Consider the following 16,342-nt stretch of genomic DNA (forward strand, 5'->3'; position numbering starts at 1 on the left):
TTGATATCAAACGATGAATATGAATGGAGCGACCAAAGATCATTTTTTTCTTTCAATTAGACCAAAAATCGTAATTTTAGCGAGGTTATCTATAACTAAAAGGCCACAAAATGGGTAAAATATGGAATAGATACTATCTTTATAAACGTTAACCTATAGGCTAAGGTTACAGTGGTTCAGCAATACCCGTACACACATTGCACAGGTATTTATAGGGACTTTTGTACAACGTATTAGCAAATGCCGTCGTTGTGTGAAAATCTCTATCACTAATAATAATAAAATTAACCAAGCCAAATCCATTTACAATGGACGCTACAGAGGCCAATAATGAAAAAAACAACGATTGCGTTACTAGCAGCACTTTCCCTTTCTTCAAGCCTAAGTTTTGCGGATTATCCGACGAAAGACATACAAGGCATCATCCAATGGGGCGCGGGCGGTTCAACTGATACCGTAATGCGCTCTATTACACCTCATGTCGAAAAAGAACTTGGAACCAGTATCATCCTGACCAATAAAACAGGTGGTGTTGGTGCCATAGCGACCAAATTCGTTGATGCGAAAAACGCCGACGGTTATACATTGTTAATGGGGGCAGAAAACCCTCAGATGTATAAAATTTTAGGACTATCGGACATCGACTATAGCGATATGATTGCGATCAATGTGTTGGCTCGTGGGACGCCAATTATTGTCGCAAATAACGATGCGCCTTTTAACAACATGCAAGAGCTTATTGATTATACAAAAGCACATCCAGGTGAAGTGAAATTCGGTTCTACAGGCCCTGGCGGATTAACCTCTATTGTGACAGCGATGTTGGACTCTCAAGTCAAACTGGATTACATCAGCATTCCTTATAATGGTGATGGCCCAGCGCTAACAGCGCTTCAGGGTGGTGCGATTGACGTCATGCCAGCTGTACTTGGTGCTACTATCGAACAAATTAAGGCTGGACGAATGAAAGCCATCAGTCTTGTCGATGTAGAATCTAGCAAGCTGCTGCCAGATCTTGCACCTATCACCGACACCTTGCCAGGTATGAAGTCTTACTTGCCATGGGGTCCTTTCTTTGGAGTGTTCGTGAAAAAAGGCACACCAGACGAAGCGGTAGAAAAATTACAAGCGGCTTTTCAAAAAGCCGCTTTCAATAGCGACTTTGTGGATCTTATGCAAAAACGTGGTTTCACCATCATGAATATTTCTGGTGATGAAGCCAATTACTTCCTTGACGCTTATCGTTCAACCTCTTCTTGGTTAGTACACGACGCAGGCTTTAGTAAATTTTCACCAGAAGAGTTTGGTATTCGTAAACCATAAGGTTGGAATACAAATAATCTAACCCCTAGACGCGGTTTACATGGAGTAAACGCGTCTTGTTTCCTTGCTTTATCTGGAGTTACCATGTCCAGCCAGTCCCCCTTTGTAAAAACCCGTAAACCAGGAGAACGCATTTTTTGCCTTCTAATGGTTATAGGTAGTGTTTATCTGTTTTGGCAATCTTATGCCATTTCAGGATTTAGTTCGTTCAGCTCACCAGGTGCATTCCCACTGGCTGCCTCTGCCTCCATGGTATTGGCTTCCTGTGTTACTTTTTTGAATACTCTAAAGCTACCTGCGGCCGAAAACGTTCGTTTCGCGTACCACTGTTTTCCGCCTATTGTTGCCATTATTATGGCGTTAATTTTGATTTACTCCGTCGTTTTGGAAAGTCTAGGCTTTGTGCTTTCCAGCTTTGTCTTTTTGTTCATTTCTATCCAGTTTTTATATCGACGTAGTGTACTAACCACACTGACAATAAGCTTGCTGGCCTTGATTGTCGTATACATCATTTTTCGCTTAATTTTCCAAGTCGTGCTTCCTGAAGGCATCGTCCCAGAACGCGAAATTTTATCCTCAATAAAATCTTTGTGGAGCTAGTCACTTTATGGATGCGTTACATTATTTTGCCATGTCTTGGCTATCACCAGAATTACTAGGCTTAACCGCACTTGGTACGTTTTTAGGGATTTATGTCGGAGCAATCCCTGGCCTGTCCGTTACCATGGCAGTCTCTATTCTGATTTCGTTTACCTTTGCATGGGACGTCAATTACGCACTTTGTTTAATGGTCGGTGTTTATATGGGCGGTGTTTACGGTGGCTCTCGCACCGCCATTTTATTAAATATCCCTGGTGCGCCCTCGGCCATTGCGACGGCATTAGACGGTTATCCTTTAGCTAAAAAAGGGGCTTCGCTGGAGAAGCGATCGGCTTATCGACAGTCATGTCTGTCGTCGGTGGCTTTGTTGGCATAATCGTTTTAGCACTTGCGGCACCCACAGTGAGCGAATTTGCCATCACATTCCAGCCTCGTGATTATATGATGCTGGGGATTTTAGGCATTATGCTGGTAGGCTCTCTATCGGGTGGCAGTCTAGCAAGAGGAATTTTTGCCGGTGCGTTAGGGCTATTAATTGGTACTGTTGGACTCGATCCAATGACAGCAGAAGAGCGTTTTACCTTTGGTGTTGTTGAGGCTCTGGGATGGCATCAATCCCGTCGCTGTCATGATTGGTATGTTTGGTATCTCAGAAGCCTTGCATCAGTTGCACCACATGAATAAGGCCGTCATCAAACAAAAGATCTCGCGCGTTATCCCTAAGTGGTCAGACATTAAAAAATACATGCCTCTTAGCCTGCAAACCTCTTTTATTGGCGTGATCGTGGGTGCGTTACCAGGAACGGGTGGCGACATTGCTGCACTGATGGCCTATGACCATGCAAAACGTGTTACCAAAAATCCAAAAGTCCCCTTTGGTGAAGGCGCTAAAGAAGGTTTAATCGCCCCAGAAGCGGCCAATAACGCGGCTGTTGGTGGTGCTTATATACCAATGCTGACCCTAGGCATTCCCGGAGACGCAGTAACCGCTGTATTTATTGGCGCCTTGTTTATTCATGGTTTAAACCCAGGTCCTTTGTTGCTCATCGAACAACCTCATATGTTTTGGTTTACCGTTGGCAATTTAACCTTAGCTAATATTTTCGTGCTGATCTTTGGTTTAACCGGCATCAAATTGTTCTCGAAAATCGTCGAATGTCCAAAAGGCATCTTAATCCCACTCATTTTCCTTCTGTCGATTGTCGGTGCGTATGCGATTAATAATGCCATTACCGACATTTGGTGGATGCTGGCTTTTGGTGTGTTTGGTTACTTTATGCGCCTCTATGGCTTCCCTGTTGGGCCAGTCATTTTAGGGGTAATTTTAAGCTCACTAACCGATGAAAATTGGCGTCGTGCCATTTTGTCAGAACGAGGCAATATCGGTGACTTGTTTATCAATCTATTCCACAGCCCCCTTTCTACCGTACTCTTTAGTGTGATTGTATTAATTCTATTCACACAGTCTCCAATTTGGACTAAATGGTTAAAGCGAAAACTCTTTCGCTGAATCCATAAATACAAATCACTCAAGCAACAGCTAAACCCTCAACCTGTTATTTAACGCCATAACGGGCTGAGGGTTTAGCTTATTCCTCTTACCGATGCCGCCCTACTTGTTTTTAATCTTATTGGCTTACCCAAAAGCGGCAAAATGTTTCTAAATGTCGACAAAAACGCCCTACCATAAAGCGAAACGGACGAAAAACACCATTTTGGTGCAATGTAAAAAAACAACTCTTTTAATAATTCACTGCTTTTTAAGTCATATCCAGTGAAATGCCAATGCACTTTTATCTGTTCGCAGAATATCAAACTAAAGTTTTATATATAAAAAACTATGGCAAAAAAATTGCTCTTTTTAAGGTCCCCTAAGCATCTGCAACGACGTAGTGCTTAATGCAATGGAGCAGAAAAGAGATGAGTTTGAAAAGCAATCAGATGTTACTTTCAGCAAAAGAGCGCAAATGGCTACCTTGGTTTGGCAACACTGGACGGTTTTCACTTTTTTGGTCATGTTATTTAAATAAAAACACCTACCCAAACATAGAAAAAACCTTCGAAAATATTGCCAGCACTAGAGTAAAGCTACTCAACACTTGGGTGAATACCCAATGGTCTCAGTTAGACGTCTTACTGGAAATTATCTCTACTACCTTTCCAATTATCGAACAAGAAACACTAGAAGAACGTTTAAATATCGTCCCTGATGTCTCTGAATATTTTGTTATCGATGCTCAGGGGCAAGTACTCAAATCCACCTTCCAAAGCCGAATACAAAAAACCGACTTATCGCCAAAAGCCGTCGCGGCTGGCTTGCTTGCGCCATTTATACATGGTCCTTATATCGACCAAAATACTTTAACGATTGGCGCATCCAGCTCAAAATTTCACGATGCGGTCACTCTAATGTTTTATCTCCCCATTAAACAAAATGGTATTAGCGTAGGTGCTGTATGTGCCCGAATTCCCAATGATGTTATCGGTGATCTTATCCAACGCGAAGCGGGGCATATTTATAAGGAATCTGGCGACAACTATTTGTTTATGGTGAAGTCCGAATTCGATCCCTCGATACTCCCGGAACCGCTCTGTCTCGTTCCCGCTTTGAAGACAATACCTTCAGCCATGGTGAAAACTTGAAAAGCGGAATCAATACACAATTTGGTACCGTTAGGGTTCAAAAACATACTGAATTTGAAATTCGTTTTACCGATCCTGCCACCAAAGAGTTGCACCCAGGTGTGCGAGAAACGATTAAGAAGGGTCAAAATCTTTTTGTGACTTACCCAGGCTATTCCGACTACCGACACATTCCTGTTATCGGTAAAGGGGTGACTTTTCAACTGAAAGGCAGCCCAGATACGTGGGGGATGATGTGTGAAGGTGATTTAGAAGAAGTCTATCGCCGCCGCTCCATCAATTTAAAACTGATGAGAAGCTATTTACTAGCCTCCAGTGTGCCGCTTGTCATCAGTAGTTTACTACAGGTTTACACCGATTTATCCATTCTACCAACGAGCTTAATCGCCTTCGCCAGTTTAGGCATAGCGGGAATCCTCTTCCATCGTTTCAGCACTAAAAAAATTAGTCGTAGCATGAGTCAGATGACAGAAGTCATTCAAACCATTGCCGAAGGAGAAGGCAACCTAAAACAGCGCCTTGATGACGATCTAGCCAACGACGAAACCGGTGACATGGGACGCTGGATGAACAGCTTTATTGACAATCTCGACAACACCATGGGACAAGTCATCTCGGCCAGTAATAACGTCAAAAAGTCTAACGAGTTTATGATTCGCACCAATGAGGAAGCCAACCAAGCTTCTCACTATCTTGAGTCCACCGTTGAAAACATGCTGAACGTGTTTCAGCAACAAATAGACGAAGTACAAAGTGCATCTCAGACGGCAAATGATTTGAAGCAAGCCATGGATCAAGTCGCAGCAGAAACACAGTCCCGTCTTAAAGCAGCCAAAGCTGGCACACAAGAAATACGCGATGTCGTTCGCGCCACGGCAGAATCCGTTAAATCATTGGATGCAAAGACAAATGAAGTCGCCGGTATCATTACCACCATTTCTGATATCACTAATCAGACCAACTTGTTGGCACTAAACGCCGCCATAGAAGCCGCCAGAGCCGGTGAACATGGCCGAGGATTTTCTGTCGTGGCCGACGAAGTTCGTAGTTTGGCCTCTAAAACCGCTTTAGCAGCAGAAGAGATACAAACCATGCTAGAAGGTATTCAGGAAGAAACACGCAGCGCGGTGAGCTTTATGGAAAAAGGTGCCGAAAACGTCGATAAAAACCTCATCGCGAATGAACAAAGCAATATCAGCGACAGCGCTTTGTACGACCTAGTCGACACCATGTTTGAAGCCATTTTGTTATTGAATGAAAGCAACAAGACAAACGCAAAAACCGTACATGAAATGGGCGCGGCAACAGAGCAAATGCGTCGCTCAATCGCGGCACTACAAAGACGTTCATCCCGTGTTGGGTTATCCGCCTTGAAGCTAAACTCACTGGTTGGTCAGTTTCAAGTAACCACCAAATAATAAACAGTCTCTAGTGCTGGGTATTTTGACGAAAAAAAACCGGAGGAAGTTTCCTTCCTCCGGCATAATTTCCTCACAAAAGGATACGCCTAAAACAAATCATTCCCCGCAATGACAATGACTTATTTTTTCTCTTGGCGCGCCTGTGAGGCAAGACGAACAAACGCATTCGCTTCGCCGTAGCGACTGTAACCACCCACACGTTGTACCACTTCAAAAAAGACACCATGTACTTCTTCCGTATAGAAATGAAAGAATTCACCTTCGTCATTTTTATCGTACATAATATTATGTGACTGCAATTTCTTAATCAGGTCTGGCGACAAACCAAAGCGCGCTTCGATGTCACGATAATAATTCTGAGGAATAGGCAGCTGTTTCTCACTATCAATGTTTTTTGCAGCTGCAAAAACATCCTCACAAGCAAACGCAATCTGGTGCACCCCTGAGCCTTTAGACTTCTGGATGAAACGCTGTGCCGAAGCGCCACGAGCATTGGTCATATTCAATGGAATACGCACCCGCTTGTCCTTACTAAGAGCGGTTCGGCTCACCACCAAGCCATGAATATCGGGTAAATCTTGGCTGGCATCGATATCAAACCCAAACAAGGATTTATAAAAGAACGTCGCCGATAAAAAGTCAGTATTGGAAACCGTTTGGCCAATATGATCAAAGCGCGTTAAGCCAACCCCCGTTTCACCTTGAATGCCTTGAATCGGTTTGAAATCCACCTCAAAAAAACGTACAGCGGCGTCGGCTGAAACAAGGTACACCAAGCTATCGCCAATCCCACGCAGTGCAGGAATATTCAATTCACCTGGACCGGCCTGATTATCAAAACGCTCAACACGATAACGTTCTGCCAAAGACAAAGTGGCTTTAACATTTTCAGAGGCAAACGCCATCGCACAAACAGACACACCATGCTTCTGAAAATGTTCGTGGGCCTGGCTTTTCGGTTCGCGGTTGAGGATCAGGTTAATATTTCCCTGACGCATCAAGCTAACGTTTTTAGAGCGATGTTTATGGGTTTCATGGAAACCCAACTGAGCCAAGGTATTAGTCAGCGCCTCTCCGCTTTCGCCTTCAATGGCAAATTCAATAAACTCAACATCACTGACTTGTGGCGCTACAATCGGCGCGGTTTTTTCTTCACGCTTACTCACTGTTTGGTCATCGAGCCAAATCAATGAACGCATGCCATCGATGGCTTTTTCTAGTGGTGAAGAAGAACGGAATTCGTCATTGAAAATTTCATGAGACAAATAGTCATCAAAGCCTTTGTCTTTCAAAACTTGAAGAAACTCGACCACTGGCATATCACCTTGGCCAGGGAAACAACGAAAATGTCGGCTGTATTGCAACACGTCCATTTGCAGACTTGGCGCATCGGCCACTTGCACGAGCGCAATCTTGTTTAGCGGAATGTCATCACGCAGAACATCTAAGGTGTTACCACGGGAAAACATGTGGAAAGTATCTAAAATAATCCCCAAGTTCGGGTGATCAACACGTTTCACCAGATCCCATGCTTGATGATAATCGGCAATATGGTAACCCCAAGCTAGAGCTTCATAACCCAGCATAATGCCTTCTTTTTTGGCTATTTCAGCAAGAGCAAATAAGTCCGCCGCGCAAACGTCACGATCCGCAGAAGAATAAGGCTGCACATTACTGCAAAACAACAAACGATTCGTACCCAACTCATGAGCAACATCGATTTTGTGCTGCAACATCTTTGCCTTTTGCGAGCGCATTGGCTCAGGCATACCTTCCATATCGCGGAATGGCTGTAAAGCAATAATTTCCAAGCCTAAATCTTGCGCCATACGACGCACATCTTTTGGCGAACCATCGAACTGAGTTAAGTCATTTTCGAAGATCTCCACGCCTTGGAAACCAGCTTTTGCAGCCGCTTCAAACTTTTCTCTCAGCGTGCCAGATAAGGTAACGGTTGCGAGTGCTGTTTTCATTCTTACGCCCTGACTGTCAACATTTCATAACGAAAACGATATGTGAAAGCAAATATGTTTTCTTCTGCTATAACTAATATGATTGATGCTAGCACAAGATTTTTGTATTGAGAGTCCTATTAAGAATGAAATAAAGTGCCAAAAATATATCGAAAAAGGAATACATACCCTCTTTTCAATAGCACAACATAGGAGTGTAATAGAGGAAAATTATTCCCTTATTAGCGCTTATAATGAGCCTGATTCCTTTGTGTTTCCTTATTAAGTAGCTGACTAACTAATAGCCAATTAGCAGCGGCTGAAACCAGGCGTGTACCATGGGAGACTTTTTATGCTAGAAAACCGTATTAAATACCGCCATCTGCAATGTTTTTTGGAAGTGACACGTCAAGGCAGCGTGGTTCGCGCTGCTGATGTGTTGGCTCTTACCCAGCCAGCTGTCTCAAAAAAACTCAAAGAGCTAGAAGATATTCTAGGTGTCAGACTTTTAGAACGCAGTAAAAAAGGTGTAGAACTCACACCTTTTGGAAAAGTATTTCTAGAGCATGCCAGTACCAGTGTCGCCGCATTACGTGAAGGCACCGAACGAGTGGCTCAGGCACAGCAAAAAGGCATTAGCCGTATCAGTATTGGTGTATTACCAACCGTTGCGACCAGCATTCTACCAGAATCCGTTAAACGTTTTCGCACTGGCGGCCTCGATGTTAGATTGCATTTGGTCTCCGGCCCGAACGCTTTATTAATGAGCCAGTTGCGAGTTGGCGAATTGGACTTAGTTGTTGGGCGCTTAGGCGTTCCAGAAGCCATGTCAGGCTTATCATTTCAACACCTGTACTCAGAACAAGTGGCATTCACGGTTCGCCCAAACCACCCATTACTAACAAAAGACAATTTTCAAATCAGTGATATTGCTGACTATACCGTACTCTATCCACCAAAAGGTTCCATTACCGCGCCCTATGTAGATCGTTTTTTACTATCTCAAGGCGTTAGCACCCTAACGGATCGAATCGACACAGTGTCAGACTCGTTTGGTAAAGAGTTTATTCGTAATAATGATGCCGTGTGGATTATTTCACGCGGTGTTGTGGCTCGAGAAATCGCCGACGGAGAATTGGACGAATTACCCATTGATACCAAAGAAACCTTGGGGGCCGTTGGCTTAACCACACGCGCAGACTCGGTTCCATCACTAGCACTAAAGCTGTTTATGAATGCCATCCGAGATACGGCTAAAACCTTAGACAGCTATTACAAACCCATTGATCATCACCATAAAGACAGCCCTGTCATTTAAGTGGCTAAATTAAGGTACTAAGACAGGAATCCTAGATGCTGACCATTATCGCCATCACAACGCCTATTTTTATCATGATCATATTGGGATACTTGGCGGTTCGCGTTAAGTTGGTTCCTAGTGACACCATTGCTGGCATGGCAAAAATCGTCATGTATTTCACGCTTCCAGCTTTAATTTTCAGTACTTTGGCTCGAATGGAGTTTGATGAGGTTATTGTCCCAGCGTATCTTGCCACTTATGCGATTGGCTCCGTGCTAACCCTGCTAATTGGTCTGGTGATCAGCTTAAAATTCATGAAGCGCTCTTTTATTGAGAGCACAATAAAAGGCGCGGGAATGGCCTGCTCGAACTCCGCATTCTTCGCTTATCCAGTGATGTTACTGGCATTTAGCAACCCTCCCACTGCAGCGTTTGCCATGTCCCTAATTGTCGAGAATATTCTGGTTCTTCCCATAATGTTTGTGATGCTAGAAGTCAGTGCGTCCAGAGGACAAGGCTTAAAACCCTCTCATCTCTTCTATGGCGTACTAAAAAGGCTAATCAAAAATCCGTTAATTTTAGCTGTTACTGGCGGGGTATTAGCGTCGACATTTCACCTAGAGCTGCCCGCGGTGATTGATCGAGTATTGGTCATGTTATCCGGCGCATCCGCCACACTCGCACTGATTGTACTGGGTGGTTCATTAGTCGGTACCAGCCTAACTGGCAATGCCAAAGATATTTGTTTTGTCACCACTGGCAAACTCGTCCTCCATCCGTTGATGATTGCCGTCGTGGCGCTCTTTATGCCAGAAATGGACCGCAACCTTCTGCTTGGTGGCATCTTAATTGCGGCCGTTCCCATGATGAGTATCTATCCGATTATTGGCAGCCAATATGGTTTTCGCTCTCTGTGCGCAAGCACATTACTGATTACCACACTGATGTCATTCATTACACTCGCGGTTATTTTGTCTTTGATGGGGTTGAACTAAACTTATGCACCAATCCCTGAATACCCAATACATAGCCTTGCACGCCCATACCCACGACAATACCTGCTGCTGCAGGTGAAATATAAGAGTGATGACGGAAGGCTTCACGAGCGTGTACGTTGGAGATGTGAACTTCAATCACGGGTACATCAGCGCCTTTTATTGCATCATGAAGCGCAACAGATGTGTGAGTATAAGCACCTGGATTGAATACTACGCCCAATACTTCGCCCGCTTTAATACGGCGGCCCGCTTCATGAATCAAATCAATCAATACACCCTCATGGTTAGATTGATGGCATTCCACATCATGGCCCAATGTCTGTGCGGCCTCACGGCACATCACTTCCACATCCGCTAGGGTCTCATAACCATACGTTGCTGGCTCACGAGTACCCAGTAAGTTTAAGTTTGGGCCGTTCAACACCATGATAGTAGACATAATCATTTCTCCTATAAATCAACATGAATATTCAATCAATCGCATTAGCCTATTTTCAAACAAAGAAGCGCAGCAAGACGCTCAAGGTAAAAAATGACAACACGGTGGTAATCAATAAAGTGCTCGCACAGAAACTCCGTTCACCATACTCGCCACAAACGATCGGATAAGAGCTAAACATAGGCACAGCAGCAAAAATAATAATCGCTATCTTTAAATCGTTTGGCATCGCAGGCGTCAGTAACAAAAGGAAGGCGACGAGCGCTGGAAATAATACCAACTTGCCTGTCGCCACCAGTAAAATGGGTGACCATTGCCCTTTTATGGACACACCAACCAAAGAACCACCAATCACAATCAACGCGACAGATGAAGCCGCAGCGGCCAGCAAATCAAATCCTCGCCCCATAAAACTCGGCAGACGCAACTCAAACAGGGAAAACACTAAGCCAGCAGCTAGAGCAATTAATAAGGGATTCGTTGAGATTCGCTTTAAAACAAAAACAAAGAGACTTCTTTCATTGTTTTGACTTTTACCTAACATGGTTTCAATAAAAATTAAGCAAATCGGTAACAAAATAATATTTTCCACCATCAATGACATGACAAAGGCCTGAGTCAAAGACGAATCAAAAAACTGTAATAAGACAGGAAAACCAATGAAGGCACTGTTTGACATGGTTGCACCAACCCCTCGAACACCCGCGTCAACCAGACCGCTTTTCAGCAATCGCCAGCTCAACAACACAATGATAAAAAAAGTCGCTAAGCCGCTCGCTGCGTACACTGCAAGATAGTCAAAATGCAGAACCTCTGTTATCTCCATGCTGGACAACTTCATAAAAATTAACGCAGGCAAAGCAAGGTACAGCACAAAACGGCTCAAACCAGGTATGGCAGCTTGTGGAAGAAAAGAAAAACGCACACTCACAAAACCCACCAGTATCAGAAAAAAATGGGGGCAATAATATTAATGACAGCTGCCATATAAAAAGCTCCTTATTGAGGTCATCATGATCATCTCATAAATTTCGCGCTGTTTTTTTTGTTTCATAAAACCAGTTCAGGCCGGCACTCTGCTTTTAGATGGCGCACTGCTGAGATCTGGCAGCGTTAAGCCTTTTTGAATATGCGAATCCAGTATCGATAGCGCATTCTCAGTGTCATCTTCTAGAAGGTATTTCAACAATTGATGATGCTCTTCCATTGAAGCCTGTCCCCGAAAGGGTCGACGATGCAAAGCCAACACCTGATAGCGCATATAAAGCTCGATTACCGAAGCATGGTAACGGATAAGCTGTTGAGAGCCGCAATGAGCCACCATGGTAATATGAAAGTCTCGATCAGCTTTTTCCCATGCCTGCACATGCCCCGCCTCGTCTTCCATCATCAGTTTCTCAACACAGTTCAAACGAAAATGCGCGCTGATTAAAGCCGATTTCCATTCCATATGACCCACTTTATTTGCCATGGATTTGCGCACCCCAGATAACTCTAACATCTGCCGCAACTCTAATAGCTCACATAAATCGGCAGTCGAGACAGGCTTTACAGAAAACCCTTTTTGATCGACAAACAGCACAAAACCATCGGACACAAGTCGCATCAGAGTTTCACGTAACGTGTTGACACTAGCGCTATAACGCAAGCGCAAGGCGTTTAATTTAAGCTTTTCACCAGGAGCAAGTTTGCCCGTTACGATATCTGAACGCAGTTGCTCATAGACGGATTGCCCCACTAATTTGCGATCATCGGAGTTAATCATAGAAATTTATAAGGGCCTTTTATTGTTTTGTAAGATCTCTGCACTATATCACGAGCTAAGACATTCTAATGTATAGCGAAACAAAAAGACGCCATGTGGCGCCTTTTTATCATTCATTTAATAGGGGAAATAGCCACTAGATCAACGAACTAACAACATCGTACTTTTCACGGAACTGATCCCAAACAGGCTTAACATCCGTGACTTGTTGTCCAGTAAAAATCTCAAAAGCATCGATACCTTGATAAAAAAACAAATCAAAACCAGACACGATTTGTAGGCCTTTTTTATTCGCTTCCACCAAAAACTCTGTATCCATTGGAGTATAAACGGCATCAAACGCCCATTTTTGATCTTGAATCCATTCCGCAGCCAAAGGCATACCTGGACTTTTCAAATGACCGACAGGCGTACAATTTACCAACCCATCAACCTGAGCTGCGGCCTCGGCAATATCCTCTTTGGCGATAACACGGGCTTTATAGCCTGCGTCATTGATCGCGTCGACCAAAGACTGCGCGCTGCTTTCACTCAAATCGGTGACCCACACTTCTGTGGCGCCCACTTCAAACAAGGCAAAACCGATCGCACGCCCTACACCACCCGCGCCTATCATCAACACTTTACCAGCGGGCAAATCGCCCACTCGACCTTTATAACCGCGAATAAATCCCGTGTAATCAGTATTAAATGCACACACTTTGCCGTCTTTTAATAGCAAGGTATTACTGGCACCCACTTTTTTTACCGCATCGTTCACTTCGTCTGCACTGTCGATAGCAATTTGCTTATAGGGAAACGTCACATTTGTACCAACAAACCCCAAAGCACGAATTTCAGCCAATTTAGCCTTAAAAGACTCAGCGCTATCGTCTTCAGGCACCTGCAATTGGTAATCCACGGGCAACTGCTTTAGTTCACCTAACATCATGTGTAAAGAGGGAGATCGAGAAGCAGCAATCGCCTGACCGATTAGACCTAAATGTAACATTGTAATTGCCTCCAACGTATTCCCAAAAGGAATGTCATCACGTTAATAGTTGAGTCATAAAGGATAAAAAAACGCTTCCTTTATCAAAGATAGAGGAAGCGTATACCAAAACTCATGATTTGTTGTATGACAATTTGACATGTATTTTGATTGGAAAAATTATATCAAAATAGACATCCTTAAACCGCTTCCGTTGTTGCCAATAATTGCAAACCAGCACCTGTGTTGGAAATAGGCAAGTGGTAACTACGATGCAACTCAATTAATTTTCCCTGCAATGCGCCACGCATAGCCAACCACATATTGAGTTCAACGCCTTGAGAACCTGCCTGTTCAACCAAATCAAAGTTAGAAAATTTAATGAGTGCTTCCGGTTCATCCACTATTTTTTCCATGCAATACAGATCGAACGCTTTATTAATAAAGCCTGCTCGCTGACCATCCAACTGATGCGACAATCCCCCAGTCCCAAATACCACAACCTTTTGATTGCCAGAGTAAGAACGAATAGCGTCACCAATCGCCTTGCCAAAATCAAAGCAACGACTGGGTTTGGGCATTGGATGACGTTCGCAATTAATCGCGATCGGGATCACCTTAATATGACCGTATTGATGACCAGGCCACATGAGCGTCAGAGGAACCGTCAAACCGTGATCTACCTTCATTTCTTGGCAAACGGTTACATCAAACTCATGCTCGACCAATTGATTAATGATATGCCAAGACAGCTCTGTCTCACCTGTCACAGGCGGAATTTCAGCAATCCCCCAACCTTCGTCGGCATTGTCATACTGAGCAGCAGCACCAATAGCAAACGTCGGTTTACGATCATGAAAAAACTCTAACCCGTGGTCATTATAAAAAATAACGGCAATGTCAGGTTGTTGCGCGTAGAGCCATTCTCGTACAGGCGGATAGGCGTCAAAGAAATCTTTCCAATAAGGTGTTTGCTCAAGACCTTTATCCATCGCGACACCAATAGCGGGAATATGGGATGTGGCGATGCCGCCAAGTATTTTCGCCATTATTTGTCCCCCTGCTGTATTAAGAACGCTTTAAATTCGTCTGTCGTCATACCCGTTTGTAAACCACCAACATCTTGAACGTTTAACCCTAAAATTCCAGCAAATTTTGCCAGATAATAAATACTGCCACCCGCTTCTAGCATAGCAATCACATCTCGCCCCTTTACCGCCTGTTTTTGCTCCACTGTTAGGCCAAATTTTTCACAATAGCGCTCTTCATCTGACAAAAATTCCGCTCTTGCCGCGGCATGATTGAAGGAATAACACATTTTATTAAGGGGATAGCCTTTTGTCGCCATTGGCCCATCAAACATAATATTGCCTGGAATCTGACTCATTCTGTTACCTCGCTATAAGATTATTTATTCAACGGTATAAAGTCCCATTAGTGGCGAGTATAAGAACAAAAGAGCAGTACAAACCTTGATCTAAATCTAAGTTTTCCTATTTAAAAAATAGAACGTAAAATTTAACTGGATAGCATAATGGTCGCTATATATAGGAAAATTTGGCGTATTAATCCTTCATTTTAATTCCTTTGGTATTCGTTTTTGATATAGTCTATTTAAAATAATAAGGAGGTCTTATGGAGATCGCAATTCCCAACCTACGACATTTGCGAGTCTTTCTCGCGGTAGCAGAATTAAAAAGCATTACCCGTGCTTCTGAAACTATCTTCTTATCGCAGCCAGCTATTACGCAAGCCATAGCCAAATTAGAGGGATTGTTAGGCGCGGCCCTATTTGAGCGCCATTCCGATGGTATGCATCCCACACCGTCTGGCGAGGTATGGCAAAAACGCGTTAGCCGAGCAATCAATCATATCCAAAACGCCACACTCGACATCGTTAAAGACAACACGCCAAAAGAGCGTGTACAAAAAAATCTCGTGGCTTTAATCAGCACGACACAACTAAGAGTCCTGATTGCCGTCTGTGAAGCGCAAAACTTTAGTATTGCCAGCCGCAATTTGGCGGTTTCTCAGTCCTCTATTCATCGCGCTGCACGTGATTTAGAGCGCTTACTTGGGGTGGTATTGTTTGAAAAAAACAGCCTTGGAACGAATGCAACAAAAGCGGCACAAACCTTAGCAAAAGCCACCAAACTTGCTTTTAGCGAGTTACGCCAAGGCATTTACGAGATCAACGCCTTGCAATTCAAAGATGTCAGTACCATCACCATTGGCAGTATGCCTTTGGCGCGCATGACCATTTTACCTAAATCCATTTTGCAATTTAACGAGCGCCATCCTGACGTTAACATCAATGTTACCGAAGGCCCCTATGCCGACTTATTACATCACCTACGCCAAGGTGACATCGATATTATTTTAGGGGCTTTACGCTACCCTTCCCCTGCTGACGATGTGGTCCAAGAAGAACTATGGGCACCTCCTTTGTCGGTTGTTGCTCGCACAGACCATCCCTTAATGAGCAAACACCCAGTTAGTGCCAAAGAGCTAGCGCAGTTTGCTTGGGTGGTTCCTGCCAAAGGTACCCCTACTCGGCAGGCCTTCGAAGATATTTTTCATGATGCAGGCATTCCGTTACCCACTAGGTTGGTTGAATCCAGTTCACAGATATTGATTCGTGAATTATTAATCGAAAGTGACCGCCTGACCCTGATTTCAGCACACCAAGTGGAGCGAGAAATTAATATTGAATTACTGAATGTCATCGATTTTCCACTGGACCATACTCGCCGACCAATTGGGCTTTGTGTACGAAAAAGCTGGCTTCCAACGGTGACCCAGTCCCACTTTCTCAGCTTATTGCGAGAAATATCTGAACACTTTCGCTAACCCTGAGAGAAAACAGATTGCAAAAAATGAATGGCTAATGCGGTTTATGGATTACCCCCATCGGCTCTCGGATGCTAAATT

At 43.8% G+C, this 16,342-nt stretch carries 17 protein-coding genes; 10 read left to right on the forward strand and 7 right to left on the reverse strand.

The window, feature by feature from the left end:
• Nucleotides 1-330: 330 nt before the first annotated feature.
• The 7 genes from ONZ52_RS06580 to ONZ52_RS06610 all read left to right on the forward strand — a co-directional run bounded on the left by ONZ52_RS06580 (nt 331) and on the right by ONZ52_RS06610 (nt 5,984).
• A complete protein-coding gene (locus tag ONZ52_RS06580) occupies nt 331-1,323 on the forward strand; it encodes a tripartite tricarboxylate transporter substrate binding protein (RefSeq protein WP_265217892.1) in 993 nt (330 codons plus the stop codon).
• An 84-nt stretch (nt 1,324-1,407) separates the two neighbouring features.
• Nucleotides 1,408-1,923, forward strand: coding sequence for a tripartite tricarboxylate transporter TctB family protein (locus tag ONZ52_RS06585; RefSeq protein ID WP_265217893.1), 516 nt, complete (start codon nt 1,408-1,410; stop codon nt 1,921-1,923).
• Between the two features lie 7 nt (nt 1,924-1,930).
• Complete coding sequence (locus ONZ52_RS06590; protein ID WP_265217894.1) at nt 1,931-2,299, forward strand: tripartite tricarboxylate transporter permease; 369 nt, start codon at nt 1,931-1,933, stop codon at nt 2,297-2,299.
• The gene (locus tag ONZ52_RS06595; protein ID WP_265217895.1) at nt 2,269-2,607 is read left to right on the forward strand and encodes a tripartite tricarboxylate transporter permease; all 339 of its coding nucleotides are present in this window, start codon (nt 2,269-2,271) and stop codon (nt 2,605-2,607) included. The genes ONZ52_RS06590 and ONZ52_RS06595 overlap by 31 nt, the downstream gene beginning before the upstream one ends.
• Nucleotides 2,561-3,433 carry a tripartite tricarboxylate transporter permease gene (locus ONZ52_RS06600; protein WP_265217896.1) on the forward strand — a complete coding sequence of 291 codons (873 nt, stop codon included), beginning with the start codon at nt 2,561-2,563 and terminating at the stop codon, nt 3,431-3,433. The genes ONZ52_RS06595 and ONZ52_RS06600 overlap by 47 nt, the downstream gene beginning before the upstream one ends.
• 416 nt (nt 3,434-3,849) lie before the next feature.
• Nucleotides 3,850-4,566: a PDC sensor domain-containing protein gene (locus ONZ52_RS06605; protein WP_265217897.1), complete on the forward strand. Its 717-nt coding sequence runs from the start codon at nt 3,850-3,852 to the stop codon at nt 4,564-4,566.
• Entirely contained in the window at nt 4,563-5,984 is a 1,422-nt protein-coding gene (locus ONZ52_RS06610; RefSeq protein ID WP_265217898.1) for a methyl-accepting chemotaxis protein, read from the forward strand. The genes ONZ52_RS06605 and ONZ52_RS06610 overlap by 4 nt, the downstream gene beginning before the upstream one ends.
• 122 nt (nt 5,985-6,106) lie before the next feature.
• Here the strand turns inward: ONZ52_RS06610 and ONZ52_RS06615 are convergent, their stop codons facing one another.
• Nucleotides 6,107-7,960, reverse strand: coding sequence for a bifunctional sugar phosphate isomerase/epimerase/4-hydroxyphenylpyruvate dioxygenase family protein (locus ONZ52_RS06615; protein ID WP_265217899.1), 1,854 nt, complete (start codon nt 7,958-7,960; stop codon nt 6,107-6,109).
• Nucleotides 7,961-8,291: 331 nt separating this feature from the next.
• On the opposite strand from ONZ52_RS06615, the gene pcaQ reads away from it, so the two are divergent.
• Nucleotides 8,292-9,257 (forward strand): pca operon transcription factor PcaQ, encoded by a 966-nt coding sequence (gene pcaQ / locus ONZ52_RS06620; RefSeq protein WP_265217900.1) that lies wholly within the window; start codon nt 8,292-8,294, stop codon nt 9,255-9,257.
• Between the two features lie 35 nt (nt 9,258-9,292).
• Complete coding sequence (locus ONZ52_RS06625; protein ID WP_265217901.1) at nt 9,293-10,234, forward strand: AEC family transporter; 942 nt, start codon at nt 9,293-9,295, stop codon at nt 10,232-10,234.
• Here ONZ52_RS06625 and aroQ read toward each other — a convergent pair.
• From aroQ to ONZ52_RS06655, 6 genes are all read right to left on the reverse strand, one after another.
• On the reverse strand, nt 10,206-10,676 hold the full coding sequence (aroQ, locus tag ONZ52_RS06630; protein WP_265217902.1) for a type II 3-dehydroquinate dehydratase: 471 nt from the start codon (nt 10,674-10,676) through the stop codon (nt 10,206-10,208). The two genes, ONZ52_RS06625 and aroQ, sit on opposite strands and share 29 nt — an antisense overlap.
• 55 nt (nt 10,677-10,731) lie before the next feature.
• On the reverse strand, nt 10,732-11,607 hold the full coding sequence (locus ONZ52_RS06635) for an AEC family transporter (RefSeq protein ID WP_265217903.1): 876 nt from the start codon (nt 11,605-11,607) through the stop codon (nt 10,732-10,734).
• Between the two features lie 132 nt (nt 11,608-11,739).
• Nucleotides 11,740-12,441 (reverse strand): GntR family transcriptional regulator, encoded by a 702-nt coding sequence (locus ONZ52_RS06640; RefSeq protein WP_265217904.1) that lies wholly within the window; start codon nt 12,439-12,441, stop codon nt 11,740-11,742.
• Between the two features lie 136 nt (nt 12,442-12,577).
• Nucleotides 12,578-13,432, reverse strand: a complete 855-nt coding sequence (locus ONZ52_RS06645; protein WP_265217905.1) for a shikimate dehydrogenase family protein — start codon at nt 13,430-13,432, stop codon at nt 12,578-12,580.
• Nucleotides 13,433-13,611: 179 nt separating this feature from the next.
• The gene (locus tag ONZ52_RS06650) at nt 13,612-14,460 is read right to left on the reverse strand and encodes a class III extradiol dioxygenase family protein (protein WP_265217906.1); all 849 of its coding nucleotides are present in this window, start codon (nt 14,458-14,460) and stop codon (nt 13,612-13,614) included.
• Nucleotides 14,460-14,798, reverse strand: coding sequence for a protocatechuate 4,5-dioxygenase subunit alpha (locus tag ONZ52_RS06655; protein WP_265217907.1), 339 nt, complete (start codon nt 14,796-14,798; stop codon nt 14,460-14,462). The genes ONZ52_RS06650 and ONZ52_RS06655 overlap by 1 nt, the downstream gene beginning before the upstream one ends.
• A gap of 248 nt (nt 14,799-15,046) precedes the next feature.
• Between ONZ52_RS06655 and ONZ52_RS06660 the strand changes: the two genes are divergently transcribed.
• A complete protein-coding gene (locus ONZ52_RS06660) occupies nt 15,047-16,261 on the forward strand; it encodes a LysR family transcriptional regulator (RefSeq protein WP_265217908.1) in 1,215 nt (404 codons plus the stop codon).
• The last annotated feature ends 81 nt before the right edge of the window (nt 16,262-16,342 follow it).

The organism is Marinomonas rhodophyticola (assembly GCF_026113935.1).
Classification (GTDB): Bacteria; Pseudomonadota; Gammaproteobacteria; order Pseudomonadales; family Marinomonadaceae; genus Marinomonas; species Marinomonas rhodophyticola.